Source organism: Mycobacterium noviomagense (assembly GCF_010731635.1).
Lineage (GTDB): Bacteria > Actinomycetota > Actinomycetes > Mycobacteriales > Mycobacteriaceae > Mycobacterium > Mycobacterium noviomagense.
Genome location: NZ_AP022583.1, coordinates 4,179,616 through 4,205,143, shown reverse-complemented (window position 1 = coordinate 4,205,143; position 25,528 = coordinate 4,179,616). Strand labels below are relative to the sequence as shown.

The following is a 25,528-nucleotide window of genomic DNA, read 5'->3' as shown; positions in this document are numbered from 1 at the left end:
CGACACGCCGCCATTTCCACCACACCCAGGGACGTCAACCGACCGAGCTCTGGCATTGTCTGGTTACGTCGCACCGCGACCCGAACATTCTGCAAGCGGAGATCCGAGCGGATGAGCACTCTGGGCGAAAACCAGCCTGGCACGTTCCACCTACCGCGGCTGGAGTATTCGACATTGCCGATGGCCGCTGACCGGGGTGTCGGATGGAAGACGTTGCGCGACGCCGGGCGGGTCGTGTTCATGAACGGCGCCTATTACCTGACCCGCCGCGAGGACGTACTGGCCGCGCTACGCGACGCCAAGCTCTTCTCAGCACGACTGGCGCTTCAGCCCCCGGGCAGCCCGGTGCCAGTGCTGCCTTTGGCGTTCGACCCGCCCGAGCACACCCACTACCGCAAAATCCTCGAACCGCACTTCGGCCCGCACGCGCTGAGTAAATACCGGCCCCTGATGGAGCGCCACGCCGCTGAACTGATCGCTGCCCTCGCCGGCCGAAACAGGTGCGAGGCGATGGCAGATTTCGCGCGCCTCTACCCGTATCAGGTGTTCATGGACCTCTACGGGCTGCCGCTGAAAGATCGAGATAACGTGATCGGCTGGAAGAACGCCGTTGTGGCCGATAAATCTGACATTTCGCAAGGTAACGCGCTGGTGGCGTATTTCACCGATGCCATCCAACAACGCCGGCAGCGCCCCGGCGCTGACCTGTTGTCGCAGGTGATGACCGGTCCGGGCGAGCTCAGTGACCTGGAGCTGCTCGGCATGACCCTCCTGCAGATTCTGGCCGACTTAGACGTGGTCGCCGCGGCGATCGGTTTCTCGCTATTCGAATTGGCGCGCCGGCCGCAGCTGCGCAGAGAGCTTCGCGATAACCCGGAGGCGATCAGGGTTTTCATCGAAGAGATTGTCCGACTCGAGCCGTCGGCGCCGGTGGTGGCCCGGGTTACCACCGACTTCGTCAACGTGGGCGGCATGACGCTTCCCCCAGGCACACCCGTGCGGTTGTGCACGGCCGCGATCAACCGCGACGGCAGCGACGCGACGTCCACCGACGATCTGGTCATGGACGGAAAAATGCACCGCCACTGGGGATTCGGCGGCGGCCCCCACCGCTGCTTAGGTTCCCACCTGGCACGGATAGAACTGACCATCGTCGTCGCGGAATGGCTCAAGCAGATCCCCCACTTCGAGCTCCCCGCCGGTTACACCCCAGAGATCAAATTCCCGTCGAAAGGGTTTGCGCTCAGATCGCTACCGTTGAGCTGGAGCTGACCCGGTCACCTGCGGTCAGCCGCAGTGCAGCGCTTGCGGCCCACTTGCCCACGTCGGTGGCTGCGACCTGCAGGAGACCCGCTGTCCTCGGCCGTCAGCAGGCCCTGCCCACGAGAGGCAGCGGCACGCTTGAGCTTGGCGTGGATGTACTCGGCTCAACGTCAATGCTCTGGACCGCTTCACCGAGGCCTCGATATCTGTGATCAATTCACGACAACGAAATGTTCATCTGTCGTTCGCTTGGTGGTTCGGTTCGGCGGTGGCACCAAGAGACCCACGCGGTAGTGCGCTCAAAACGCTTGGGCGATCATGGTTGCTGGCAGACCACGTTCCAGTGCTCGCCAAATGGTGTGTTTGCGCCGTGGCTGCAATATTGGTGCCATCACCAGCCGGTGACGACGGAGCTCTGGCATTGTCTGGTTACGTTGCACCGTGATCCGAACAATCCGCAAGCGGAGATTCGAGCAGATGAGCACTCTGGGCGAAAGCCAGCCAGGCACGTTCCACCTGCCGCGGCTGGAGTATTCGACGTTGCCGATGGCCACCGATCGGGGTGTCGGATGGAAGACGTTGCGCGACGCGGGACCGGTCGTGTTCATGAACGGCGCCTATTACCTGACCCGCCGCGAGGACGTGCTGGCCGCGCTACGCGACGCCAAGCTCTTCTCAGCACGACTGGCGCTTCAGCCCCCGGGCAGCCCGGTGCCAGTGCTGCCTTCGGCGTCCGACCCGCCCGAGCACACCCACTACCGCAAAATCCTGCAACCATACTTCAGTCCGCACGCGCTGAGTAAATACCGGCCCCTGATGGAGCGCCACGCCGCTGAACTGATCGCTGCCCTCGCCGGCCGAAACGAGTGCGAGGCGATGGCAGATTTCGCGCGCCTCTACCCGTATCAGGTGTTCATGGACCTCTACGGGCTGCCGCTGGAAGACCGAGATAACGTGATCGGCTGGAAAGACGCCACTGTCGCCGGCAAGTCCGACGGGCGCGAGTTGCTGGCGTATTTCACCGATGCCATCCAACAACGCCGGCAGCACCCCGGCGCTGACCTGTTGTCGCAGGTGATGACCGGTCCGGGTGATCTCAGTGACTTGGAGCTGCTCGGCATGACCCAACTGCTGATAGTGTCCGGTCTTGATACGGTCGCCGCGGCGATCGGTTTCTCGCTATTCGAATTGGCGCGCCGGCCGCAGCTGCGCAGAGAGCTTCGCGATAACCCGGAGCCGATCAGGGTTTTCATCGAAGAGATCGTCCGACTCGAGCCGTCGGCGCCGGCGGCGGCCCGGGTTGCCACCGACTTCGTCAACGTGGGCGGCATGACGCTTCCCCCAGGCACACCCGTGCGGTTGTGCACGGCCGCGATCAACCGCGACGGCAGCGACGCGACGTCCACCGACGATCTGGTCATGGACGGAAAAATGCACCGACACTGGGGATTCGGCGGCGGCCCCCACCGCTGCTTAGGTTCCCACCTGGCACGGATAGAACTGACCATCGTCGTCGCGGAATGGCTCAAGCAGATCCCCCACTTCGAGCTCCCCGCCGGTTACACCCCAGAGATCCCGTTCCCGTCGAAAACCTTTGCGCTCAAGTCGCTACCGTTGAGATGGCGCTGACCCGGTCACTTCGGGCTCAGCCCGTCCTGTCCGAAAACGCCACAGCCGTAAGCATTCTCGACCGGCTGCTCCGACCACGCCGATCGTCATCAGCGGCGGCGACTCTACCGGATTGGCCAATCCAGCTCAGACGAGCAGGAGGTCGCACCGTTAACCGCCTCACAAGGGGTGGCGCGTTTATCCGGCCAAGATCGGCGACATCAAGGTGCATTGACAGGGACCGTGCCCGACACCGACAGCAGGACTTCGTGACTTCATTCAAGTTCGCCCGAGGACCCGGTTAGCCAGCGTTCTGCTTCGCCTCCTACCCGGCCGACGGTGGGCGCGACATCACCGCTTGGCGGAATCCGTAGCGGTGAATGAAGCCGCCAGCGGCGCGGCCCAGGCTTGTCCCGGCTAGTGGCATACCGCGCAGCAGACCGCTCGTACTTCCGTGAGTGTGCGAGTGGATGCCGACGAAGCCGGGTGCCTCGTTGACCGGCGTTTGCGGTGTCGCCGTGGCCCAACTCGGCGGCACCGACAACCGCCCGATCGTGCCCGCTTGGCCGAGACTTGCAGACACCGACGCCGGGTCGCCCCAGCCGCGCAAGCCACCCAGGCCGGCGAATTGCGGAGTGGGGTACCACGCTCCGCCCACACCGGCCATTGTTCCTCCCGGGCCGGATGTCAGCTGCTGTGCTATGCCCATGCTGAAACTCGCCAGTCCGGCATGGAAATATCCCGTCAGCGTCTGTTTGAGGATTGTCGTGAGATTGCTGGTTGTCAGCCCGAGAGCCCATGCTCCCTGACCCATGTTCAGTCCGCCCAGCAGCGACGTGTCCCTCGTCGATGCCGTCGATGCCGAAAAAAGTTGTTGGAGTGCCTGGGGCACCGCGGCGGCCAAGGCCAGTTCCGTTGTAGCGGAGGCGGTTCGCTCGCCCGCCGTTTTGGTGGCCGCCGCAGCTTGGCCGGCCGGCCCGACCAGGGTAGCGGTTTGCAGCGGCGTGAACGGCGTCACCGCCGAGGCGGCCGACGACGCGCCGGCATAGCTGTACATCGCCGCGGCATCCTGGGCCCACATCTCCGCGTAGTGGGCCTCGGTGGCCGCGATCGCCGGGCTGTTTTGACCAAAAACGTTGGTGGCCGCGAGCGCCATCAACTTGGCGCGGTTCGCAGCGATGACGGGTGGGGGAACGGTGGCCGCAAACGCCGCCTCGTAGGCAGCCACCGCCGCCTTCGCCCGGCTGGCCGACTCCTCGGCCTGCCCGGCGGTAGCGCTCATCCACGCCACATAGGGTGTCGCGGCGGCGGCCATCGCCTCCGACGACGGGCCTCGCCACGACCCACTCGTCAGTCCCGTGACCACAGCGCCGTAGGAGGCCGCCGCCGATCTCAATTCGGCGGCAAGTGCATTCCAAGCCTCCGCGGCCGCCAGCATCGACTCCGGCCCCGGTCCCGAATACATGCGGCCCGAGTTAATCTCGGGCGGTAGCAACGCAAAATCCAGCACTTTTCAACCTTCGATAGCCACAGTCGCGTTGGCGGGCTCCTATGTCGCGTACGAATCGACCGTCCGGGGTGGTCATAAAACGGCTCATGGATCGCTGGTGCACTAGGCACTAGGCGCTAGCTCGATACGTGCCGGGCTACGCGGCAAACTACGCTGCTGTCAGCGGCGACAGCGCTCACCCGGCGGGAACCACACGCTCGTTGCGGTGATCGGCGCATTTCCGGCGCTCATCAGCGCCAGCGCTTCGCAGCTGCGCGACCGCGTTCCGGGCTGTCTGCTCACCAACAAATCCACTTTCTTCCCGATAACACTGCCTAACCGGACGTTTGGCCACGATCATTGTTGCCCGGCGTTAGGCTCGTTGGCGACAGTAGCTCGCCATGGCCGCACACCGTGCAGTCAACGGCGTGTTGTATTCCGGAAAGCTGGCGTTCGTCTGCGCGCCCATTCGTTCGCCGCAGCTAATTGGCCGCCCAACTCGGCACCGACGACCTGCATAAACAAAGCGTTAGCCGATACCGATCAACACATCACTGATCCCCTCAGAGCTGCGGCCTACAAGGCGGCGAAGGGTAAAAATCTTGTTGCAGATAAACCGTCACGCTCGATCAGCGTCGGGTCTCAAGCGGGTCGCCGCTGCCATCCAGCCAGACCACCGAAGCAACCCGCCAACCCGCAGGCCGCCACTACGAAAGCCATTGCGGCTCATAGTCCTATCCGGCAGACGGCGGGCGCGGCATCACGGCGTGGCGGAAGCCGTAGCGGTGGACGAAACCGCCTGCGGCGCGCCGACCTATGCCCGTCCCGGCCAGCGGTATACCGCGCAGCAGACCGCTCGTGCCCGGGCTGACATGGCTGGCGCCATGTGCGCTCAACAGCCCCGGGGCCGTCGTCTCCAGCGCTTGCGGTGCCGCGGCGGCCCAGGCGGGCGGCACCGACAACCGTCCGATTGTGCCCGCTTGGCCGGCGCTGGCAGAAACCGACGCCGGGGCGCCGCCCCAGCCCCCGAGGCCGCCCAAGCCGGCGAATTGTGGCGTCGGGTACCAAGCTCCGTTGGCGCCGGCCGTTGTCCCCCCAGGGCCGAATGTCATCTGCTGTGCCATCTGGATGCAAAACTGCACTACACCAGTTCCGAAATACGCTTGCAGGGTTTGTTTGAGCACTGTCGTCATGTTCCCGGTCGTCAGCCCGAGACCCCACCCCCCTTGGCCGAGATTCAGGCCGTCCAACAGTGAAGTACCGGTTGTGGACGTAGTGGATGCCGCAGACACCGACGAGAGTTGCTGTAGTGCTTGGGGCACCGTGGCGGCAGAGGTCAGTTGCGAGCTGGCACTCGACGCGATCTGCGCCGCGCTGCCCGCCGGGGTGCTCTGGGCCTTATTGACCGCATCGGCTTGGTTGGCTAGTCCGGCGGTGCTGCTGGCCAGCGGCGGCGCGGTGAACGGCGTGACCATCGAGGCAGCCGACGACGCGCCCGCATAGCTGTACATCGCGGCAGCGTCCTGGGCCCACATCTCGCCGTATTGCGCCTCGGTGGCCGCAATCGCCGGACTGTTCTGGCCGAAGAAGTTCGTCGCTACCAATGCCTGCAGCTGGGCCCGGTTGGCCGCAATCACCGGCGGAGGCACGACGGCCGCAAACGCCGCTTCATAGGCGGCCACCGCCGCCCTGGCGTGATTAGCCGCCTCCTCGGCCTGCCCGGCGGTGCCGCTCATCCACGCCAAATACGGTGCGGCCGCAGCCGCCATCATCACCGACGACGGCCCCAGCCACGTGCCACCTGTCAGCCCCGTGACGACCGAGCGGTAGGACTCTGCCGCCGAGCGCAATTCGGCGCCAAGAGCATCCCAGGCTGCCGAAGCCTCCACCATCGATTCCGGGCCCGGGCCCGAATACATTCGGCCCGAATTAATCTCCGGCGGTAACGCCCCGAAATCCATCGATACCTTTCCTTAGCCGACCGCGGCTGCCGCGCACGAACCAGCGACGGCGTGCAGCGGGTTGTCGGGGTGCGCGGTCACCATGAAATGCGCTTTCTTCTCTCCATAACCTTCCGCGAACTTCCTGGCCAACAGCTTGCTCGTTGGTGAGATTAGCTGAGCCATACCGGGACACGCCGCCACCGCAGCCAACAATTCATTCCCAGCCAACTGCTGTTCATCCGCAGTTGGATCAGAAAGCTGTTCGTAATATGCCGTTAATCCTCTTCGAGGATCAGCGCCATCTCGGGGCAGGCCGCCACACCCTCGCGAACCAACTCCTCGTCCTCGCGCCTCACCTCGTGCTCTTCGAGGATGGAGTATCCAGAATCATCGATCGGAAAATGTTTGGGATCGACGGCGTAGCACTGCGCATGGCCCACGCATCTCGACTGCTCGAGACGAACCTTCATGCAGCTTGTCCTTCCGCCGCGCTCACATGCCGCGAGGTGAGCCCGTCATCAACTGTCGATAGAGTCTAGAAGACACTATGAGCACTCGGGACCATGGGACGCCCGGCACCTTCCACCTGCCGCGGTTGGAATACTCGAAGCTGCCGATGGCCGCCGACCGTGGTGTCGGCTGGAAGGTGCTGCGCGACGCCGGACCGGTGGTTTTCATGAACGGATCCTATTATCTGACGCGCCGCGAGGACGTCCTGGCGGCGCTGCGCAACCCTAAGGTCTTTTCATCCAGGCTGGCGCTGCAACCGCCGGGAAGCCCGTTTCCCGTCGTACCGCTGGCGTTCGACCCGCCTGAGCACAGCCGTTACCGCAAAATCCTGCAGCCCTACTTCAGCCCACACGGGTTGCGTAAGTCGATGCCGGTCCTGCGCAGACACGCGACTGACATGATCGATGCTCTAGCGGAGCGGGGCGAATGCGAGGTGATGGCAGATCTTGCGAGTCCCTATCCATTTCAGGTTTTCCTCGACATCTACGGTCTGCCGCTGGAGGACCGTGACCGATTGATCGCCTGGAAAGACGCCGTCATCGCCGACAAGCCCTATATCACACAGGACGACCTCGGCGCGACGCGCGAGCTGTACGAGTATCTTGCCGCCGCAATCAAAAAACGCCGGCAGAACCCGGGTTCGGACATGTTATCGCAAGTGATGACCGGCGAGGGCGACTTCACCGATCTCGAACTGCTCGGCATGAGCCACTTGTTGATACTGGCGGGCCTGGACACCGTGACCGCCGCGATCGGCTTCTCACTTCTGGAGTTGGCTCGCAGACCGCACCTCCGGGTCATGCTACGCGATAACCCTAGGCAGACAAGGGTTTTCATCGAGGAGATCGTCAGGTTGGAGCCATCAGCGCCCGTGGCGCCACGGGTAACCACCGAGACCGTCACCGTCGGCGGCATGATGCTACCAGCAGGCTCACCGGTGAAGTTGTGCATGGCCGCGATCAACCGGGACGGCAGTGACTCGACGTCGACCGACGACCTCGTCATGGACGGCAAGGTGCACCGACACTGGGGATTCGGCGGCGGACCGCACCGCTGCCTGGGATCGCATCTCGCGCGCCTTCAGCTGACCGTGATTGTCAGCGAATGGCTAAACAGAATTCCCGAATTCGAGCTGGTACCAGGGTATATCCCGGAAATACGTTTCCCGTCAAAGACTTTCGCGTTGACGACATTGCCGCTGTTCTTCGGCTGATCGCTCTCCCGATCAGCTAACGCGCGCTAGGACGCCGCTAATGCTGCTGCGCCATGTCGGCAAAACACGACGCCGCTGCGCCGACTGAGCAGGCGAGGGCTGCTCGCCTCGCCGCTCGGGGGACTGAGCGATTTTCGCCCTCGGCGAAGTCGGTGACTGGATCGCTGCTGCGCTATAACGTCCGGCCCGCGCGGTTCCGCACCTACCGGCACCAACGGCGCCGCCCCCAGCGGGAACAACGCACATATCACGAACGCCAGCGGATAACCGGCCGCCGTGATTAACGCGCCGAAAGCTGGCGGTGTAACTGCCGCCGTCAACCGCTGGCAAATATTCTGTGCCCCCAGCGCGCGCCCGCTCCAGAACGGTCCCGCGGACTCCGTGATTGGCGGCCAACCCGTTGTAGCCCACCGCTCACCGCCGCGACGACCATGGCAGTCTCGGCGAGCGGCGAGCTCACGTAATCGTCGACTGCAAGTATCAGCAACGCCAGGAAGCAGGCGACGGCGACCGTTCGAGTTGGCCGCAAGCGCGAACCGGCGCGATCCGACCACCGGCCGACCGCGATGCGGCCCAGCGCGCCGATCAGCTGCCCCACCATCACCAACGCACCAGCCGTCGGTATTGACCAGTGATGGTCACAATCGACCAGACCAGCATAAACGTCACCGTCACCGACTGCGGCACCATCAGCAGCGCCGAAACCAGGTGGATGCGTTGCAACACGTTCGAGCGCCGGTACGGGTTGGCCAGTTGCTCGTCGATGGCGGCCGCCCGCGTCGGCCGCGGCGGGTTGGCCAGGCAGATAAGGCGGCCAGCGCGGCCACCGCGCATGCGATCGCCGGATACAGCAGCGCGGCGAAGAAACCGTTTTCGATCTCGGTCAGCTCGGGCATCCCGACTGCGCCGATCGCAACGCCCAGCGGTTGCGCGGTCTGGCGGATTCCCATCGCCAGACCGCGCTGGTGCGGCGGGAACCACCCCGACACCGGGTGCGGCGCTATGTCGCCAAATACACGATCTGCCCGGCAATTGCGCACGGCCTCGATCGCGAAATCGGATCAGTGGAAGTAGGCAAGCTGGCCGATCTGGGCTGTCGGAGCCGGCATTCTTCGGGGTCCGCCCACACGCCGTGCTCAAGGGCGGAATGATCGCGTAGGCGGCATGGGTGACGCGAACGCCTCCATACCCACCCCGCAGCAGGTGTTCCCGCGGCCGATGTTCGGCGCCGCCGCACCCGCGGCAGCGGCGACCTCGCTCCACTTCGTCGCGCCGCAGGCCATCGACGCCGGTCTGGCCGACCGGCTCGCCGTCGACCGGCGACTGGTCCCGGTCGAGAATGTCCGCGCGGTCGGCAAGGCACAGCTGCCGCTCAACGACGCCCTGCCGGATATCCGGGTGGACCCGGACACCTTCACCGTGCGCATCGACGGGGAGGTGTGGCAGGAGCAACCGGCGGCCGAACTGCCGCTGGCCCAACGCTATTTCCTGTTCTGACAATGTCTGGTCGCGGTCGTCTCGCTACGCTACGTCGGCGGCCAATTGGTTGCGCCGACGCGTGATCAGGATGCTCAAACGGTGTGCTACCACGGCCACTACCAGGAATGTCAGAAACAGCCACCACGGCGGGCGCGCGAGTTCCCACACGAAGACCGCCGCCCACAAGGGCGCCCGCTGGGTTATCGCCACTACGCCCGCCGCCCCCATCAGTGCGACGGCAGGCACGCTGAGCGTCATATCCGTCCAAGCGTTGATCGTCAGCGTTACAACGGATCCCATCGCCGCGCCAGTCGCCAATGCGGGTGTCAACATGCCTCCGACCGCGCCGGCCCGCAGGAACACGGCGGTGAGTAAGGGTTTAAGGACCAGGATCACAGCCGCGGCGGCCAGCGTCGGCTCACCGCTCAAGATCACCGTCAAGATACTCTTGCCATTGCCGGGTAAACCCGGCCACCACAACGAACACATGCCGGTCACCAGCCCTGCAGCGGCGATCTCGGGGATCAGCCGCCACGACGTGGTAACTGCGGCTCGGTGCGCCAGAGCCATCAGCCGGTTAAACGCCAGCCCGACACCAAGCGCAACCGGCGAGAGCGCCAGCGCAGACGCGGCCATCAGATAAGACAATCTCCTGTCGGGCCAAACCAGTTGCGTGGCGTCGTGGGTGACCGGGGCAGCCACCGCCACGGCGAGAGCAGAAGTGATCAGCGCCGTTCCTAACACGCGCGGCTGCCATGTACCTAGCAATACCCGGGCGGCAAACAATGCGCCACCTACCGGGACGCTGTAGACTGCGCCAAGCCCGGCCCCAGCCGCGCAGGCTAGCAGGATCTGGCGGTCTTGCGCGGTCAGGCACCAACGCGAGGTGCCAAAGTCGCCCAATGCGGCGGCGAACTGACGGGGCGCGCCCTCTCGGCCTAGGGACGCACCGGAGCCCACCACGAAAATCTGCAGTGCGGCGTCGGTTATTAGGGGCAGACGGCCCATTTGCTCGCGCCGCGTCATGACATCGATTAACTGTGGCACCCTCGTACGTCGGCGAAGCCACCACCAGCCGCACCCGGCCAGCGCGCCGCCGAACATCGGCCCCAACGCTCGCCGCGCCGGACTGCTCTCGGTCACACCCACCAACAACGACCCGAACGAATAGTGGTATGTGAGGTGCTCGACGGCATGCAGGAAAAGTGTGGTCGCTGCACCCGCAGCACCAGCCACGAGCCCAACGATTATGATCGCGCTGCCGAATTCCAGGTGGCGGCGGATCACGGGGCAAACCTATGCAAGCAGTTGCTAGGCGACAACAGTCGCGGTGGCGAGCACTTGTCAACCTTCCTGGTTAAATCCGCTGCGTCACAGCGGGTGCGCTATGACCGGCTGGCGAACGTATACCATCCAGGTCAGTATCGCTGCGGCCACATAAAACGCGGTGAACATCCAGAACGCGGGCGTGCCGGTACCTGTGCAGAGGTAAGACTGTCGCATCGCCAAATTGATTCCGGAGCCGCCGAGCGCTCCGAACGCCGCAACGAACCCGCTGACCATCCCCGACCTGGCTCGCGAGCGGCGCCGTTCGGCGCCGCTACCGTCAAGGGTGTGGCTGCACGCCTCGAAAACGGTCGGGATCATCTTGTACACCGATGCGTTCCCGATTCCGGAGAGGATGAACAGGACGATGAATGCAACCATGTAGCTGGTCATCGCGGGGCCGGCGGCAGGGCCGGGGTTATGGTCATCCAGGGTGCTGATGGCGGCCAGCAGTCCGGCGGCTACAACCATGGCAGCGAAAACCGCCAGTGTGACGCGGCCGCCGCCGAGTCGGTCGGCCAGCCGGCCGCCATAAATCCGGGCCAACGACGCCAGCAAAGGTCCGACAAACGCGACTTGGGCGGCATGCAGCGAGGCCTGCGCGGGACTTTGCCCCCCAGCGATGAAGCTGATCTGCAGCACATGGCCGAACGCGAACGCAAACCCGATAAACGAGCCGAAAGTGCCGAGGTAGAGCAGCGCGAGCAACCATGTGTCACGGTGAGACAAGATCGACGACAGGATCGACCGGAGGCACGTCGGGTTTATGCGGTGTTGCTCGAGATGGTCCAGGAACACTGTGGCTCCGATGCCGACAATAGTTACCAGTACCAGATACACCGCGCACACCCAGTACGGTTGCCGGTTGCCGGCTATGGCGATGACCACCAGCCCGACCACCTGGATTATCGGCACCCCCAAATTGCCGGCCCCGCCGGTAAGTCCCAACGCCGAGCCCTTGAGCCGGTGCGGGTAGAGGGCATTGGCATTCGTTGTCGACGCCGCGAAATTGCCGCCGCCCAATCCGGTCAACGCCGCGCACACCAGGTACGGCCACAGCGGCAGCCCCGGGTGGGCCAATAACAGCATCGTGCCGCCGGTCGGGATCAGCAGCACGAAGGCCGAGAATATCGTCCAATTGCGGCTACCGAAGGTCAGCGCGGCCATCGAGTAGGGCAGGCGCAGGCATGCACCGACGAGGGTGGCGGTGGTACCGAGCAGGAACTTATCGCCCGCTGAAAACCCGTACACGTGCTTGGGCATAAACAGCACCATCACCGACCACAGCGACCACACCGAATAGCCGAGGTGCACGGTCGCGATAGACCAGATTAGATTGCGCCGGGCGATGACTTGGTTACCGGCCTCCCAGGCCAGCGGATCCTCGGGATCCCACTCCGTGATGCGATGTGAGCGCCGCATACAGTCCTTACCTTAGGGGTGCCCGTGCTGTTTGCCACAGCCGTCGAATCATCCTCACGGGTGCGTAGGACGTTCGCTTGACGTCTCAGGTCCCCCGCGTGGTTTGGCTCACCGTGAGAATAATCTCGACCCGGTGGCGGCGCGAAGCCGACATGCCATGCGGCCGTGTCTTGTTGGCGGTCGTGGTCCTGTACGAGTTCCCAGAACCGTTCGTATTCGTCGATCAGCTGCCAGTGCGCATCAGTGACGAGTTTGGGCTGCCGGGAGGCTAGCCACTCGGCCAGCTTGTCGGCGTGGTCGGTGCCGACATCGGCGAGGGTGGCCCGTGACAGGTCATCGAGCAACGTCGACGGTGTCCTGCGAGTCCTTCTTGTTGCTGCCGATCACCCTGGTCGGGCCTCGCTTGATCCAGCCGACGACATACTCGTTGCGGCTGCCTTCCACCCGGCCGTTGGTATTCGGGATGGTTCCGATGCGCTCGTCGAACGGCCAGGCCCGGCGTGGACACGCCGCGATAGCCCACCGAGCGCACGACCAGCTGCACGGTAGCGCCTCACGTGCGCCGGTGTCCTTGGCCACTACGCGCCCGCTGTCGTCGCTGACCAGCTCGTTGCGCCCGAGCACGATCCGCTCGACTTCCCCGTCGCCCTTGATCTCCATCGGAGAGGTAAAGAACCGGAACATAATTCGGCGGTGACCCGGGCGCGGCTCGCGGCCGACGTAGTCGCGCAGCACCTTGATGTTCTGCTTGCACGTCTTGCCCACCGTGGCCGCGTCGTCGTCGCTGATGCCCTCCAGATCAGCCCGGTCGACCACGACTTCCACCCCTTTGAGGTCGACCAGCTCACGCAACTCCAAGGTGGTGAACGCGGTCTTCAGCGGCCCGCGCCGACCGATGATCACCACTTCCTCGACCCCTCGGTTGCGCAGCGATTCCAGCGCGTGGTCGGCGATGTCGGTCTGCGCCAGCGCATCGAGGTCGGTGACCAGGATCCGGGCGACATCGAGTGCCACGCTGCCGTTGCCCACCACGACGGCCCGGGCGCCGGACAGATCAGGGATCATCCGCTAGAAGTGCGGGTGAGCGTCGTACCAGCCGACGAAGTCGACGGCGGAGATGCTGCCGGGCAAGTGTTCACCGGGGATGTTCAAGGCTCGATCGGATTGCGCGCCGACGCGGTAGATCACCGCGTCATAGTGCCTGGCAAGCTCGACCGCCTCGACGTGCTCGCCCACCACCATGTTGCCGAAGAACGGAAGCGGGAGTCGTCGGCCGTCTTTTCGAACTGCTTGCTGATCGATTTGATCTTGCGGTGGTCGGGCGCTACGCCGGAGCGCACCAGCCCCCATGGCGTGGGCAGCATCTCGAGCATGTGTACCGCGACGTCGAGCTGGTCCGACGAGTCGGCGGCCTTCAGCAGTGATGCCGCGGCGAAGAATCCTGAGGGGCCGGAACCGACGATCGCGACGTGGTAGGGGCGCATACTCACGGTCCCGCGTGGCGATACGCATCACCGTGTCCTGCCTGATACGCGCTGCCGCAACACCGGTCCAGTCTGCGCGTATGTGCCATGTTGATTTCGCGGCTCGCGCCCCTAATGGTTCCTGGCCCGGTGGATCGCCAGTAGAGTTGTCGACGTTGTGGAGGCACAAGCCTTCGTTGTGTCTCCCTACGGCAGGTGGTCCCGCCCCGTCGGGGCCTGACGATATTCCGCAAGCGAACGACTATCAGTAGCGTCGGATTTGGTGAGAGTTTGAGGCATGTCGGCTGTGAAGATAGCGTGTAAAAGCTCCTCAAGCCAGGCTGCCGCACCGTCGGTAGGAACCTATAAGTTTTGCCCTGGTCAGGTTGATCTGAGAAACCTGACATGACAGCAACTTTCGTGAGGTGGTTGTCGAGCCACCGGGTGCCTGGAAGCGCTGCCTGCTTTCAGCCTACAAGGCCGGCTCATTGCGCTGGTCACTCCTATAATCGTGGACAAGATCCCCTACAGACACACAAGGCCGATTTGTGATGTGATTGAGCATGGTGCTCAGTTCTCGCATGCCCGAACTAGGCTCATTCGAAATCTTTTTGAAGGTCGCCCAAACAGGCAGCCTTGGCAGTGCCGCCCGCGAACTCGGGTTGACCCAACAAGCTGTGTCGGCGCGGCTGGCGTCTATGGAAGCAGAGATTGGTGTGCGGTTGGCCGTCCGAACAACACGCGGCTCGCAACTCACGTCTGCTGGTGTCCTCGTCGCCGAGTGGGCGGCTCGCTTGCTCGATGTCGCCCAGGAGATCGACGCCGGTCTGGGCTCGCTTCGAACGGAAAGCCGCCGGCACGTCAAGGTGGTCGCCAGCCAGACGATTGCCGAACAGCTCATGCCCCGCTGGCTGGTGTCCTTCCAAGCCGCGGTCGCCCGGCGCGGCGGCACCGCCCCCGAAGTGGTTCTGACGGCCACCACCAGCGTCAAGGCGATCGCTGCGGTTCGCGACGGCAGCGCCGATCTCGGATTCGTCGAAAAGCCTGGCCCCCCTCGGGGATTAGGCAGCTGTGTCGTGGCGCACGACGAACTGGTGATCGTCGTGCCGCCGGATCACAAGTGGACTCGACGGTCACGAGTCGTAAGCGCCGCCGAACTAGCGCAAACACCCCTAGTTACACGCGAAGTGGGGGCAGGTATACGTGACAACCTGACAATGGCTCTGCGTCGGGCGCTGGGCGACAACGTCGAGCAAGCGCCCGCCGTGCTCGAATTGCCGTCTGCTGCAGCTGTGCGGGCCGCGGTCCTGGCCGGCGCGGGACCGGCAGTCATGAGCCGGCTCGCGGTGGCCGACGACTTGGCGGTCGGTCGTCTGTGCGCCATCACTGTCCCCGAGTTGCAATTGGGGCGCCCGCTTCGAGCTATCTGGGTCGGCGGGCGCACCCCACCCGTCGGCACAATACGAGATCTGCTCAGCCACATCAGTGCCCGCACACCGAGGTCGCGCAAATAGTCGGATCGGTATCCGAATCGGTGACCTCGCCGACTACCGGGCTTTCAAGGGCAACCGGCCGGCGATTGGCTTTGCTAAACAAGTTTCGACGACGCATAACCGGTTAGGCGGACGTTAGGTTAGGCCGCGGCTTGTGCGGCAACTGCCTGATCGTAGCGGTCCAGCACCGTCTCGACCACCAGCCGGTGCGCGCCCAGCGGTTCCGCCATCGGAATATCGGCGGCTCGCGCGTAGGCCAGTACCCTGTCGGTCAGTCGTCCCGGCGCCAGGAAGAACGGCGCGATAACGAGCCGTCGGGCGCCGCGGCGCCGCAATTGATTGGCGGCCTCAGGCACCGACGGCTGGGGCCCGGTGACGAAGGCGGTCGTGACTGCGGCCCACCCGGTGCCCGCCGCAAGCTTGGCCGCCACCTGGGCGGTACGCGCATTCGCCGCGGCATGCGACGAGCCGATCGCCGCGACCAGTACGCCGAGTTCACCGTCGAGCTCGCAGACTTCCCGCGCGGCCAGCCGCTCGTGCAGTACGGATACCAGCCGATCGTCCTCGCCCAGGACGTCGGCTTGTCGCACGGCGACACCGGCGCGTGCGATCTGCTTGGCATCAACGAATGTCTCAAGCAGATCCCCCGACTTCGAACTGCCGCAGGGCTACACCCCCGAAATCAGTTTCCCGTCCAAAAGTTTTGCGCTCAAGTCCCTACCGTTGAGCTGGGGCTGACCCGGTCACGGGTGCGCTCCCACGATTCAGGCGGATCTCCGAGCGGAGCTGAAGCACCGTGCCTTGGGTAGCTACCGGCGCCGGCCCAGCTCGGACGCGCCGAAAGCCCACCACGAAATCAGCGGCCTCCTGATCGGGCGGTGTCTTCCAGCAGATCCGCGGCGCTGGCGGCGCTTTGGGCGGGGTTCGTCATTAGCGCCGCCACCTGATGCGCTCGCGTGATGTATTGCGGCGTGATGATGCAGCGCAGATCCGCGACTAATGATTCCCGATTCGTAGCTGAAAACTGCCGGGATTTCCCAACTTTCAGCCGTCCGACCGCCGCTGCCCAGATCGGCTGATCGAGCCAAAACCACAGAATCAACGTCGGAATGCCGGCTCGCAGGCCTGCGGCTGTCGTACCGGCGCCGCCATGGTGCACCACCGCACGGCAGGCCGGGAAGACGGCTGAGTGGTTCACCGCCTCAACCACCCTCACATGGCCGGGCAGTGGGATTCGGCTGAAGTTGTTTGCCCCCGAACAGATCAATGCGCGCTCACCCAATTGCGCGCAGGCAGCGCTGATCATCGCCACGGTGTCAGCTGGAAACGCGATCGGCGTGCTGCCGAAGCCGAAGTAGATCGGCGGTGGTCCCGCCGCAATCCACGACAAGACCTCCTCGTCGGCAGCTGTGGCCAACTCGAGGGTCAGCGCACCGACGAAGGGACGTCGCTCACCATGTTCCGCCCATTCGGCTGCAAGCCCGGGCACGCAGAGCTTGTCATAGGCCTGGATTTCCAGCGCTCCGGCTTCCCGTGACGCTGTCTGCGGCAAGCCTAATTCACGGCGATGGGCCTCTTGAGCTTCCTTCGTAATGTGCCAATGCAGCGACCCCACGGGCAATACCTGCGGATAGAAGTGCAACGCAGCCAGCGGAACGCTGTAATACTCTGCGACGTTGGCCGCGAGCGCCTGCTCATTCATGCCCGCCACCACCAGATCGGCTCCGTTTGCCAGCGACATGAGCGTCGTGCTCTTCTCCGCCCAGACCCGGGTGACGTGGTCCATGACTTCGGGTAGCGCGCTGATCGGGTTCTGAACCTTGCGGACGAAATCCGCGTCGTGCAGCAGCGCCTGTGAGTCGGGCCCGTAAGCGACCGCTGCGAGCCCGGCTGACTCGACGAGGCGATGCATGTTAGGCGGGACCGCCATCCGGACCTCGTGGCCTCGCCGCTGCAGCTCCACAGCCAAGGCCGTGCAGGGCTCGACGTCACCGCGACCTCCGTAGCCAGCTACCACACATTTCATCAATGCGAACCTAGCTCGCCGTAGTCAGCCCAAACGCGCACGGGCGGCGTCTTCCAAAAGGTCGGCGGCGCCGGCAACGCTTTGCGCTGGCTTTGTCATCGCAGCGGCGACCTCACGGGCACGCGTCACGCAGTCGGCAGCGAGGACGGAGCACAGATCGGCCACCAGCGAGTGCCGGGTGATCGTCGGAAAGTGGCGCGCTGCACCGACTTTCAGCCGTTGAACGACACCTGCCCAGATCGGTTGGTCGTGACCGACCCACAGGACCAGCGTCGGGATTCCGGCTCGCAGGCCTGCGGCGGTCGTGCCGGCGCCGCCGTGGTGAACAACGGCGCGGCAGGCGGGAAAGACGGTCGCGTAGTTCAACGTGCCCACAACTTTGACATGGTCGAAATGCGGGATGTTTTCGAAACCATGGAGCCCGGTGTAGATCAACGCTCGTTCCCCCAACTCCGTGCACGCTGCGCTGATCATGGCGACTGAGTCGGCGAAAGACTCAACGGAGGTGCTGCCGAATCCGAAGTAGATCGGCGGTGTTCCCGCCGCGATCCACGACAAGACCTCCTCGTCGGCATCCGTCGCCAACTCCAGCGTCAACGCGCCTACGAATGGCCGCCGATCGGACACGTCCGCCCATCGGGCTGCCAACCCCGGAAAGCAGACCTCGTCGTAGGCCTGGATTTCCAGCAGATCATGCTCCGGTGCCGAGGGACCGGTCGGCTGGGGCAAGCCTAGTGCGCGCCGTTGGGCGTCTTCGGCCTCCTTCGTGATCTGTCGATCAAGCCACGACAGGGTCGCCGGCATCGACGGGAACTCGTCGATCGGGTAGCAGTGCAGCGTGGCCAGCGGAATGCCGTGATGCTCCGCAACGTTGGCGGCAAGCCCCTGTTTGTCGCTCATCCCGGTCAATATCAGGTCGGCTCCGTCTGCCAGCGTCGACAACACCGTGCTCATCTCTAACCAGAGCTGCGTCGCATACTCAACGAATTCGCACAGCGCGATGACCGGATCCTGAAGCCGCGAGAAGCGGTCGCGCTCTTCATCCCGTAGCAGCGAGTCCGGCCCGCAGGCAACTGCAGCCAGGCCCACCGACTCGATGAAGCCAAGCATCTGCGGCGGCACGGCCATCCGCACCTCGTGCCCTCGGCGCAGCAGCTCGCGACCGACGGCGGCGCAGGGCTCGACATCACCACGCGTTCCATAACTTGCCAGCACAAATTTCATCGAGCCGGACCCGACTCACGGTTGTTCGCCACAGCGCCCCACCCGGGCGGCATCTTCCAGGAGATCGGCTGCCATGGCGGCGCTTTCAGCCGGATTGGTCATCAGGGCGGCGACCTCACGGGCTCGCGTGAGGTATTCCGGGGCGAGCAGGCAGCGCAGGTCAGCGACAAGTGATTGCTCAGTCGTGGCCGAGAGGGGCCGCGCGAAGCCAACTTTCAACTGGTCGACGGCAGCCGCCCAAATCCAGATCGGGTGATCGAGTCCAATCCAGAGGATCAATGTCGGGACTCCGGCTCGCAGGCCCGCGATGGTGGTGCCGACGCCCCCATGGTGCACGACCGCGCGGCAGGCGGGAAAGATGGCCGAGTGATTGACCGCGGCCACCACCTTGAGATGGTCGAAACGTGGGACACCGCTGAAATCGTTTGCGCCCGAACAGATCAGCGCCCGCTCACCTAGCTGCATGCAGGCCGCGCCGATCATGGCAACCGTGTCAGCCGGCGAGGGCACCCGCATGCTGCCGAATCCGAAGTAGATCGGCGGTGTTCCCGCCGCGATCCACGACAAGACCTCCTCGTCGGCATCCGTCGCCAACTCCAGCGTCAGCGCGCCTACGAATGGCCGCCGATCGGACACGTCCGCCCATCGGGCTGCCAGCCCCGGAAAGCAGACCTCGTCATAGGCCTGGATCTCCAGCGATCCGCGGTCCATCCCTCGCGCCGAGGGCCCGGTTCGCTCCGGCAATCCCAGGGCGCGGCGCTGGGCCTTCGCTGCCTCCTCCGTGACCCGGAAATCCAACCACCCCAGCGGCGGCGGCAACACCGGAACGAACTCCCGCATCGGGAAACAGTGCAGTGCGGCCAGCGGAATGCCGTAATAGTCCACGATGTTGGCGGCGAGCGCCTGTTCGTTGGTGCCCGCCAACACCAAGTCGGCCCCGTCGGCCAGCGACATCAGCGTCGTGCCCATCTCCACCCAGAGCCGGGTGACGTGCTCGATGACGTCGGGCAGCATGTTGATCGGATTCTGAACCGTGCCCACGGAATCCACGTCGTGAAGCAACGCCGGCGGGTCGGGCCCATAGGCGACCGGCGCCAGCCCGGCCGACTCGACGAAGCCAAACATGTTGGGCGGGACGGCCATCCGAACCTCGTGGCCTCGCCGCAGCAGTTCGCGGCCGACGGCGGCGCAGGGCTCGATATCGCCGCGGCTTCCATAGCCGGCCACCACGAATTTCATCGCCGCACGCGGCTGGCCACGAGTGGCTTACCGGCGCACGTCGGTAGCCGCCACCTGAACGAACACGCCGGTGTCTTCGGCCATCAACAGCCCGCGACCGCGTGGCAGCGGGCCACCCTTCATCTTGCCGCGGATGAAACCCTCGTCCGGGTCGGCGTCCATCACCAGCAGCGGCGCGTTGGCCTGATGCAACGCCCGCAGCATGGGGTCGCTGCCCGCCGAGGACCAGCCGCCGAACGTGCGGGTGACGAACACGTGCAACCCGACGTCGGCGGCCCGGGTCACCCAGGGCGCGGCCTTGTGCAGCGGGGAGTCGTAGCCGGCTGGCAGCTGCTGGATGTCGTCGATGATCAGGAAGATCTCCGGGCCGCTCCACCACGAGCGCGACAACAACTCTTCGGCCGACAGTCCCGGCGGCGGCTCCCGGCGGGCCAGCGTGGCCGCCAGCTCGTCCATCATCACCGCCACGCCGTCGAGGTTGTAGGCGAACCTCTCCACGTAGTCCGAGCCCAGCACCGTCAGCAGCTGACGGCGCGGGTCCACCAGCCACACCTGCGCCGACGGACGCGACGTGGGCGGGGCCGTGCTCGCCCCGGGTGCGTAGATCCGGCCGATCTCGGCCATGATGGTGGCCAGCGTCGTGGTTCGACCGCACTCGCGCCGGCCCGTCACCATCAGATGCGCATTGTCGGCGAAGTTCAGATACACCGGCTGCAGATCCAATTCGGAGATAGCCCAAGCGATTCCGCCCGCACCGACGCCCTGGCGCCGGTCGGCGGCGGCCAACGCCCGCACCTGCTCCAGCCCGAAGCGGGCCGGCAGCCTGCGCACCGGAGGCGCCTCGCCGACAGCCAGCTGCCGGACCGCGGCGGCCACGCTGTCGCACTCGAACACCGCCTGCGGGGTGTTCCCCAGCGCCGGGCGCGCCACCAACGTGTGCAGCCCGGCCTGCGGGTCGCTGTCGAGTCGCACATAGTTGACCGCAACCATGCCGCGACCGGGTTTGGGCGGAACGTCTTTGGCGAAGCGGGAGCGCACCAGCTTGGCGTCCTCCACCGCGGCCAGGCGCAACTCGACCCGCGAACCGAAGCCGCTGCGCACCGCGGGCCGCAGGTCCGATTCGCGGTCGGCGGTGACCACCACGTGCACGCCGAAGGACGGTCCCTGGTTGATGATCAGGTTCACCTGCTCGATGAGCACCTCGTTCTCTTCGGCCAGTGCCCTGTAGTTGTCGATCACCAAATACACGTCGCCGAACCCGTCGTCGGGCACGCTGCCGGGTTCGCCGCCGAACTTGCGACGCCGGAACACCTCCATTGAGGGGACGTCGTATTCGAGGAAGCTTCGTTTGCGCTCCCGCACCAGACCCAGCACCTCGGCGACCGTGCGGCGCACACCGTAGGGATCGGTCGGGCCGGCGACCCCGCCGACGTGCGGCAGACTGGCCACCGTGGTCAACGCCGTGCCGCTGTAGGCCAGGCAGTAGAACTGAACCTGCTCGGGCGTGTGGGTCATGGCGGCCGAGCAGATCAGGGTCTGCAGCGCGGTCGTCTTACCCGAACCACCGGCCCCAAGGATCAGCACATTGGCGCCGGCCCCGGAGGTGTCGACCGTCCACGGGGGCTGGTCGTGCTTGTAGGGGCGGTCGATGATGCCGATCGGGAACACCAAATTCTTGGCGGTGCCGTAGTCCTGCTGCCACGGTCGGCCCAGGAAGCGGTTCACCAGTTCGTCGATCGGCAGCGGCACATCCAGCGGCGGTTGCCACAGCCGGTACGGCTCGAAGTCGATTTGGCGCAGTTGGTCGATGATCACTGTGCCGACTTTGGGCGTCCGCAGCGCCTCTTCTTCCTCACCCTCGCCGTCACGGTGGCCGTTGAGCACCTCGCCGTCGACGACCTCGGGAAGCGCGCTTTGGCCGTTCGGCCCGCCGACACTGACCTCGATCGGAGTGAATGCGGTGGTGAAGAGCTGTGGGCGGATGTAGTCGATGGCGTGCGTCAGCGGCGTTTGCTCCTCGCCGTCGAGCGACAAGCCGCGGCGGTAATCACGCCAGAGGTATTCGGCCTGGAACCGGATGATCTCGTCGCCGCTCTTGCGGAAGTACCCCAGACCGGCCTGCGCCGGCAGGTTCACCGCGTTCGGCACACCGGCCGCCTGTGCGGCGCCCGCGGTCTGCGCTTTCAGCACCAGCCGATAACCCATGTTCTCCATGAGCTTTTCGGCCCGGCTCTCGATGGTCTGCGACGCCATCATCAGGTGGACCCAGTAGGCGCGGCCCTGGCGGCCGATCGAGTCGAGAACGTCGACCGCGGTCGGCATGATGCGGAACCATTCGTAGAACTCGTCGATGACCACGACCAGCATCGGCAGCGGCGGCATGTCCTGGCCGCGGGCCAGCATCCGGGACCGCAGTTCGTTGTATTCCTTCGCGCCGTCGACACCGGCGGAAAAGCAGATTTCCTTGCGGCGGGCGATCTCGCCCCACATCGCCTCCAGGAAGCGCTCCATCAGCGCTTGGTCGTCTTCCAGGTCGGTGATGATCCGGGAGACGTGCGGTACCCCGTCGAACGGCTTGACCGCGGACCCACCTTTGAGGTCGGCCAGCACGAACTGCAACTCTTCGGGCGGATGGGCGAGCATCAGCGACTCGATCACCGTGCGCACCAGCGACGACTTACCCGAGCCGGTGGTTCCCGACATCACGCCGTGCGGACCGTCGCCGCCCTCATCCAGCGACTTCATGTCAAGGAACAGCAGCTCGCCGTTGTCGGCGCGATTGCCGAACGGTATCCGCAATCGTGATCGGCTGAGCATGTCGTGACGGCCGCTCCACAGCGAGTTGAAGTCGATCTCGCCGGCATCGTCGATTCCGTAGTAAGACAAGATGTCTCGGGCACCCAGCTGTACAACCCGCTGACCGATCTCCTCGTAGGCCTCCGCGAGTCGCCAGTGCGCCATCTGCTGGGCGAACTGTTCGGCGTCGGGTTCGGTCATGCAGTCGGCGAGCGCGAAGAACCATGCGTTGTCGTCGATCACCATCCAGGTGTCGCGGTCGCGGGGCAACGTCTCGATCACGCCGGCCTTGTCGGTGAACCGCAACACCCGCTGCGGCACGGTCGTCCACACCGGCGAGCCGGTGAGGTCGAAGAACGTCACACCGTCGATGCCATCAGAGCTGATCACGTACTCCCACTGCGGGTCTTCGATGTCCGCGATGATCACGTGGTGCGGAGTGGGCGTCTCCGCCGACGAGCTGGCGTGCCGCGGAGTGAAAGACCCACGGCCGGCGAACAATTCGGCTTGCTCGGCGGCGAACTCACGCACCGACGTGTACACCATCCGGGCGTTGCCGGCGGCGTCACGGCGCCGCGGGTCGCCGAAGTGCGGAATCCATTTCACCCAGTCCCACCGGTCGGGATCCGAGGTGACGACGATCATCTGGACGTGGTCGGGTCCGTGCGAGAACGCCAGCTGGCAGATGATCGCCCGCGCCAGCCCCAGAACCTGCTCGCGGTCGCCGACCAGCGAGTACCAGGGCTCGACCAGCAGCGACACCATCTTGGGCAGGTTGTAGACGACGCTTTGGTAGCGGCCGAACTCCTGCAGCGCCTTACCGGTCACCGGCTCCAGCTCGATGTCGGTCGGCATGTTCTGGGGCTCACCCCAGGTCACCTCGGGCCGCGTCATACCGACCCCGACCCGCACGACCCCGAAGTTGAGGTCCTTTCCGTCGGGCTGGCGCTCCCACATCCGGGACGAGCCGACCGCTGCCGCCAGCGTCGTCGGCGCCGGGTGGAACCAGCGGTAGTTGGCGTCCATGCTGTCGGCCGACTCCTGGGCGGTCTCGCGCAGCATGTCGAGCATCAGCATGAACTGGGCGCGCATCGCGTCGAGCTTGGGTCGGCTCATCTGCTGCTGGCCGCCGAAGCGACCGCCGAACATCATCATCGCGACGCCACCGATCATGAAGATCGGAAATATGGCGCCGGCCCCCAGGAACAGCCGTGAGCCGCTGGCCACCGTCATGCCGACCATGCCGACCAATAGGCCGACCACCAGAACGCCAACTACCACCAGCCACCACGGCTTGCCTTCCGGGGGCGGGACGCTCAACGGCGTCGGCAGGACGATGTTCTCCGGTTTCACCACCGGCGCCCGCTCGGGCGTGGGGCGAGCGAATCCTCGTTTCACTTCGGTACCGCCAATTCAGCAGGGTTCGTGTCTGTTGGGAGAGTGTCGTGGCGCACCAGTGCGTCCTGGCGCGAAAGCTCAGGGCCGGGAGCCAGCAGCCGAAGCGCCACCCACGGTGCGGGGCTCGGGTTGGAGGTCAACCCGAGTGCGGTGCGTGCCTCACGCGAGTTGTCCACGCCGTAGCGCACCCCGGATTTTGACAACAACCATAGCGATTCCGCTGTCTTAGCGGCCGGATCGTTGCCGGTGACGACGACGAAGTTGGCGTAGTTCGGGCCGTAGTAGACGCGGTCGGCTTCGCGGCCGGAGTTGTCGGACTTCACCAGCGACACCACCTTGTTGGTGTCGCCGGTAGCGACCGGCACGGTCGGTCCGGAGACCACCTGTTCGCGGGCGCGTTCTTCGCCGGTGGTCTTTTCCCACCACCAGCAGGTTGCCGGATTCTCCTTCATGTTCACCACGTTGAGCGGGCTGTCGGGGTAGGCCGACAGCTCCAGCCCGTGGACCACCGGCATTTTCGCCAATGTCGCCGGCGCCACTACTACCGGCGTGCTGCCCGACGGGGTGCCGGCGTTCTGCAGGATCTGGGCCACGATCGGTGAAATGGTCTGCACGCCGTCCGGCAAAACCACCGAATATTGTTGCGGCCCACTGATTTGCGGTGTGACGAGCACAGCGCCCACCGGCGCGGGGGCGCCGGGGAAGTCTGCCTTGCTACCGCTTTCCGGCACCTTCGGCACCACCAGTTCCGGGCCTACGGGCAGCGCGTCGTAGAGCGCCCGGCTCATCGGGCTGGCCTGCTTGACCTCCTCGGGAGTCAATCCCAACGGCAACAACACCGCGCGGTTGGCCGCATCGATGCGTGACCGGCGGCCCTGCCGGATCACGTACGTGTCGTTGCCGTAGCGCAGCACCACCGCGTCCGAGCCGCTGACCACGTGCCGGCGGCCCGACAGATCCGGGGTGCCGTTGATGACCGTCACAGTGACCGAGGCCGGCGCGCCCACACCCTGTGCCGCCGTCACCGAGTCGCACACCAGCCACGACGACGACGTCGGACTGGTCGGGGAAATGTCCGACGGCGCGCCCGGAATGCCGACCATCGGCCCGTGCGGCTGTTCGGCGATCTGGCTCGAGCGCACTTTGTGCGGGTTTTCGGCTCGCCCCGCAATCAGCCGCGCCGACGCCAGGTTCAACGCCGGATACAAGGTGTCGCCCACCCGCACATAGAGCGCCCCCGAGTCGCGGTCGGCGATGATCGGCGACTCCCCCATCTGCCCGGACGGGCTGATGAAGGACCACAGCAGCGCGCCGAGGCAGATCACCGCGGCCGCCGACACCGACGCGACTACGGCCAGCGCCTGCCGGCGGCCGGGCTCGACCTCCATGCGGACCCGCCACCGTGTCAACGCCATCGCGGTACGGCGGGCCAGGAACTGATAACCGGTGACCTGGGTGCGGGTCGACAGTCCCAGGCCGTAGCCCGACCTGTGCTGCCCGCGTTCTGAATTAGATGGCACTTTGGGTCGCAATCCCCATCCGACGGAATGCCACGGCAGCGGCCGCGGCGTGATTTACATCGATAACCGTAAGGCACCACCACCGACCTCGCCACGCGACGAGTTGTCCGCCGCGG

At 65.3% G+C, this 25,528-nt stretch carries 15 protein-coding genes and 4 pseudogenes; 6 read left to right on the top strand and 13 right to left on the bottom strand.

Annotation, left to right across the window (positions count from 1 at the left end):
- Window positions 1-111: 111 nt before the first annotated feature.
- Window positions 112-1,272 carry a cytochrome P450 gene (locus tag G6N15_RS19865; protein ID WP_163748159.1) on the top strand — a complete coding sequence of 387 codons (1,161 nt, stop codon included), beginning with the start codon at window positions 112-114 and terminating at the stop codon, window positions 1,270-1,272.
- 468 nt (window positions 1,273-1,740) lie between these two features.
- Window positions 1,741-2,892, top strand: coding sequence for a cytochrome P450 (locus G6N15_RS19860; RefSeq protein ID WP_163748156.1), 1,152 nt, complete (start codon window positions 1,741-1,743; stop codon window positions 2,890-2,892).
- A gap of 304 nt (window positions 2,893-3,196) precedes the next feature.
- Here the strand turns inward: G6N15_RS19860 and G6N15_RS19855 are convergent, their stop codons facing one another.
- The 3 genes from G6N15_RS19855 to G6N15_RS19845 all read right to left on the bottom strand — a co-directional run bounded on the left by G6N15_RS19855 (window position 3,197) and on the right by G6N15_RS19845 (window position 6,773).
- Window positions 3,197-4,381, bottom strand: coding sequence for a PPE family protein (locus G6N15_RS19855; protein WP_083089248.1), 1,185 nt, complete (start codon window positions 4,379-4,381; stop codon window positions 3,197-3,199).
- Window positions 4,382-5,094: 713 nt separating this feature from the next.
- Entirely contained in the window at window positions 5,095-6,321 is a 1,227-nt protein-coding gene (locus G6N15_RS19850) for a PPE family protein (protein ID WP_083089247.1), read from the bottom strand.
- 257 nt (window positions 6,322-6,578) lie between these two features.
- Window positions 6,579-6,773, bottom strand: coding sequence for a ferredoxin (locus G6N15_RS19845; protein ID WP_083089246.1), 195 nt, complete (start codon window positions 6,771-6,773; stop codon window positions 6,579-6,581).
- 77 nt (window positions 6,774-6,850) lie between these two features.
- Here G6N15_RS19845 and G6N15_RS19840 point away from each other — a divergent pair, with 77 nt between their 5' ends.
- The gene (locus tag G6N15_RS19840; protein ID WP_083089245.1) at window positions 6,851-8,026 is read left to right on the top strand and encodes a cytochrome P450; all 1,176 of its coding nucleotides are present in this window, start codon (window positions 6,851-6,853) and stop codon (window positions 8,024-8,026) included.
- Window positions 8,027-8,715: 689 nt separating this feature from the next.
- On the opposite strand, the gene G6N15_RS23620 is transcribed toward G6N15_RS19840, so the two are convergent.
- Complete coding sequence (locus tag G6N15_RS23620; protein ID WP_332107676.1) at window positions 8,716-8,976, bottom strand: hypothetical protein; 261 nt, start codon at window positions 8,974-8,976, stop codon at window positions 8,716-8,718.
- Between the two features lie 36 nt (window positions 8,977-9,012).
- Between G6N15_RS23620 and G6N15_RS19830 the strand changes: the two are divergent.
- Window positions 9,013-9,523 (top strand): annotated as a pseudogene (locus G6N15_RS19830) (amidohydrolase family protein); the annotation flags it as partial.
- 24 nt (window positions 9,524-9,547) lie between these two features.
- On the opposite strand, the gene G6N15_RS19825 reads toward G6N15_RS19830, so the two are convergent.
- The 3 genes and pseudogenes from G6N15_RS19825 to G6N15_RS19815 all read right to left on the bottom strand — a co-directional run.
- Entirely contained in the window at window positions 9,548-10,792 is a 1,245-nt protein-coding gene (locus G6N15_RS19825; protein ID WP_083089242.1) for a chloride channel protein, read from the bottom strand.
- 84 nt (window positions 10,793-10,876) lie between these two features.
- Entirely contained in the window at window positions 10,877-12,253 is a 1,377-nt protein-coding gene (locus tag G6N15_RS19820) for an MFS transporter (RefSeq protein WP_083089241.1), read from the bottom strand.
- A 206-nt stretch (window positions 12,254-12,459) separates the two neighbouring features.
- Window positions 12,460-13,737 (bottom strand): annotated as a pseudogene (locus G6N15_RS19815) (FAD-dependent oxidoreductase); the annotation flags it as partial.
- A 542-nt stretch (window positions 13,738-14,279) separates the two neighbouring features.
- Here G6N15_RS19815 and G6N15_RS19810 point away from each other — a divergent pair.
- Window positions 14,280-15,230 carry a LysR family transcriptional regulator gene (locus G6N15_RS19810; RefSeq protein WP_083089240.1) on the top strand — a complete coding sequence of 317 codons (951 nt, stop codon included), beginning with the start codon at window positions 14,280-14,282 and terminating at the stop codon, window positions 15,228-15,230.
- Window positions 15,231-15,349: 119 nt separating this feature from the next.
- On the opposite strand, the pseudogene G6N15_RS19805 reads toward G6N15_RS19810, so the two are convergent.
- Window positions 15,350-15,826 (bottom strand): annotated as a pseudogene (locus tag G6N15_RS19805) (CbiX/SirB N-terminal domain-containing protein); the annotation flags it as partial.
- Window positions 15,827-15,854: 28 nt separating this feature from the next.
- Here G6N15_RS19805 and G6N15_RS23865 point away from each other — a divergent pair.
- A pseudogene (locus tag G6N15_RS23865) lies at window positions 15,855-15,947 on the top strand (hypothetical protein); the annotation flags it as partial.
- Between the two features lie 118 nt (window positions 15,948-16,065).
- Here G6N15_RS23865 and G6N15_RS19800 read toward each other — a convergent pair.
- Genes G6N15_RS19800 through eccB form a run of 5 tightly spaced genes read right to left on the bottom strand, consistent with a single transcriptional unit; the run spans window position 16,066 to window position 25,412 of the window.
- A complete protein-coding gene (locus G6N15_RS19800; protein ID WP_083089238.1) occupies window positions 16,066-17,235 on the bottom strand; it encodes a glycosyltransferase in 1,170 nt (389 codons plus the stop codon).
- A gap of 24 nt (window positions 17,236-17,259) precedes the next feature.
- Window positions 17,260-18,459, bottom strand: coding sequence for a glycosyltransferase (locus G6N15_RS19795; protein ID WP_083089237.1), 1,200 nt, complete (start codon window positions 18,457-18,459; stop codon window positions 17,260-17,262).
- A 15-nt stretch (window positions 18,460-18,474) separates the two neighbouring features.
- Window positions 18,475-19,698, bottom strand: coding sequence for a glycosyltransferase (locus tag G6N15_RS19790; RefSeq protein WP_083089236.1), 1,224 nt, complete (start codon window positions 19,696-19,698; stop codon window positions 18,475-18,477).
- Between the two features lie 27 nt (window positions 19,699-19,725).
- On the bottom strand, window positions 19,726-23,892 hold the full coding sequence (eccCa, locus tag G6N15_RS19785) for a type VII secretion protein EccCa (RefSeq protein ID WP_083089235.1): 4,167 nt from the start codon (window positions 23,890-23,892) through the stop codon (window positions 19,726-19,728).
- Window positions 23,889-25,412, bottom strand: a complete 1,524-nt coding sequence (gene eccB / locus G6N15_RS19780) for a type VII secretion protein EccB (protein WP_083089234.1) — start codon at window positions 25,410-25,412, stop codon at window positions 23,889-23,891. Before eccB ends, eccCa begins: the two co-directional genes overlap by 4 nt.
- Between the last annotated feature and the right edge of the window lie 116 nt (window positions 25,413-25,528).

Coding starts and splice junctions, on each gene's coding strand:
- G6N15_RS19865 (WP_163748159.1), top strand. CDS start 112: ATGAGCACTCTGGGCGAAAACCAGCCTGGCACGTTCCACCTACCGCGG.
- G6N15_RS19860 (WP_163748156.1), top strand. CDS start 1,741: ATGAGCACTCTGGGCGAAAGCCAGCCAGGCACGTTCCACCTGCCGCGG.
- G6N15_RS19850 (WP_083089247.1), bottom strand. CDS start 6,321: ATGGATTTCGGGGCGTTACCGCCGGAGATTAATTCGGGCCGAATGTAT.
- G6N15_RS19845 (WP_083089246.1), bottom strand. CDS start 6,773: ATGAAGGTTCGTCTCGAGCAGTCGAGATGCGTGGGCCATGCGCAGTGC.
- G6N15_RS19840 (WP_083089245.1), top strand. CDS start 6,851: ATGAGCACTCGGGACCATGGGACGCCCGGCACCTTCCACCTGCCGCGG.
- G6N15_RS23620 (WP_332107676.1), bottom strand. CDS start 8,976: ATGGGAATCCGCCAGACCGCGCAACCGCTGGGCGTTGCGATCGGCGCA.
- G6N15_RS19820 (WP_083089241.1), bottom strand. CDS start 12,253: ATGCGGCGCTCACATCGCATCACGGAGTGGGATCCCGAGGATCCGCTG.
- G6N15_RS19810 (WP_083089240.1), top strand. CDS start 14,280: ATGGTGCTCAGTTCTCGCATGCCCGAACTAGGCTCATTCGAAATCTTT.
- G6N15_RS19800 (WP_083089238.1), bottom strand. CDS start 17,235: ATGAAATGTGTGGTAGCTGGCTACGGAGGTCGCGGTGACGTCGAGCCC.
- G6N15_RS19795 (WP_083089237.1), bottom strand. CDS start 18,459: ATGAAATTTGTGCTGGCAAGTTATGGAACGCGTGGTGATGTCGAGCCC.
- G6N15_RS19790 (WP_083089236.1), bottom strand. CDS start 19,698: ATGAAATTCGTGGTGGCCGGCTATGGAAGCCGCGGCGATATCGAGCCC.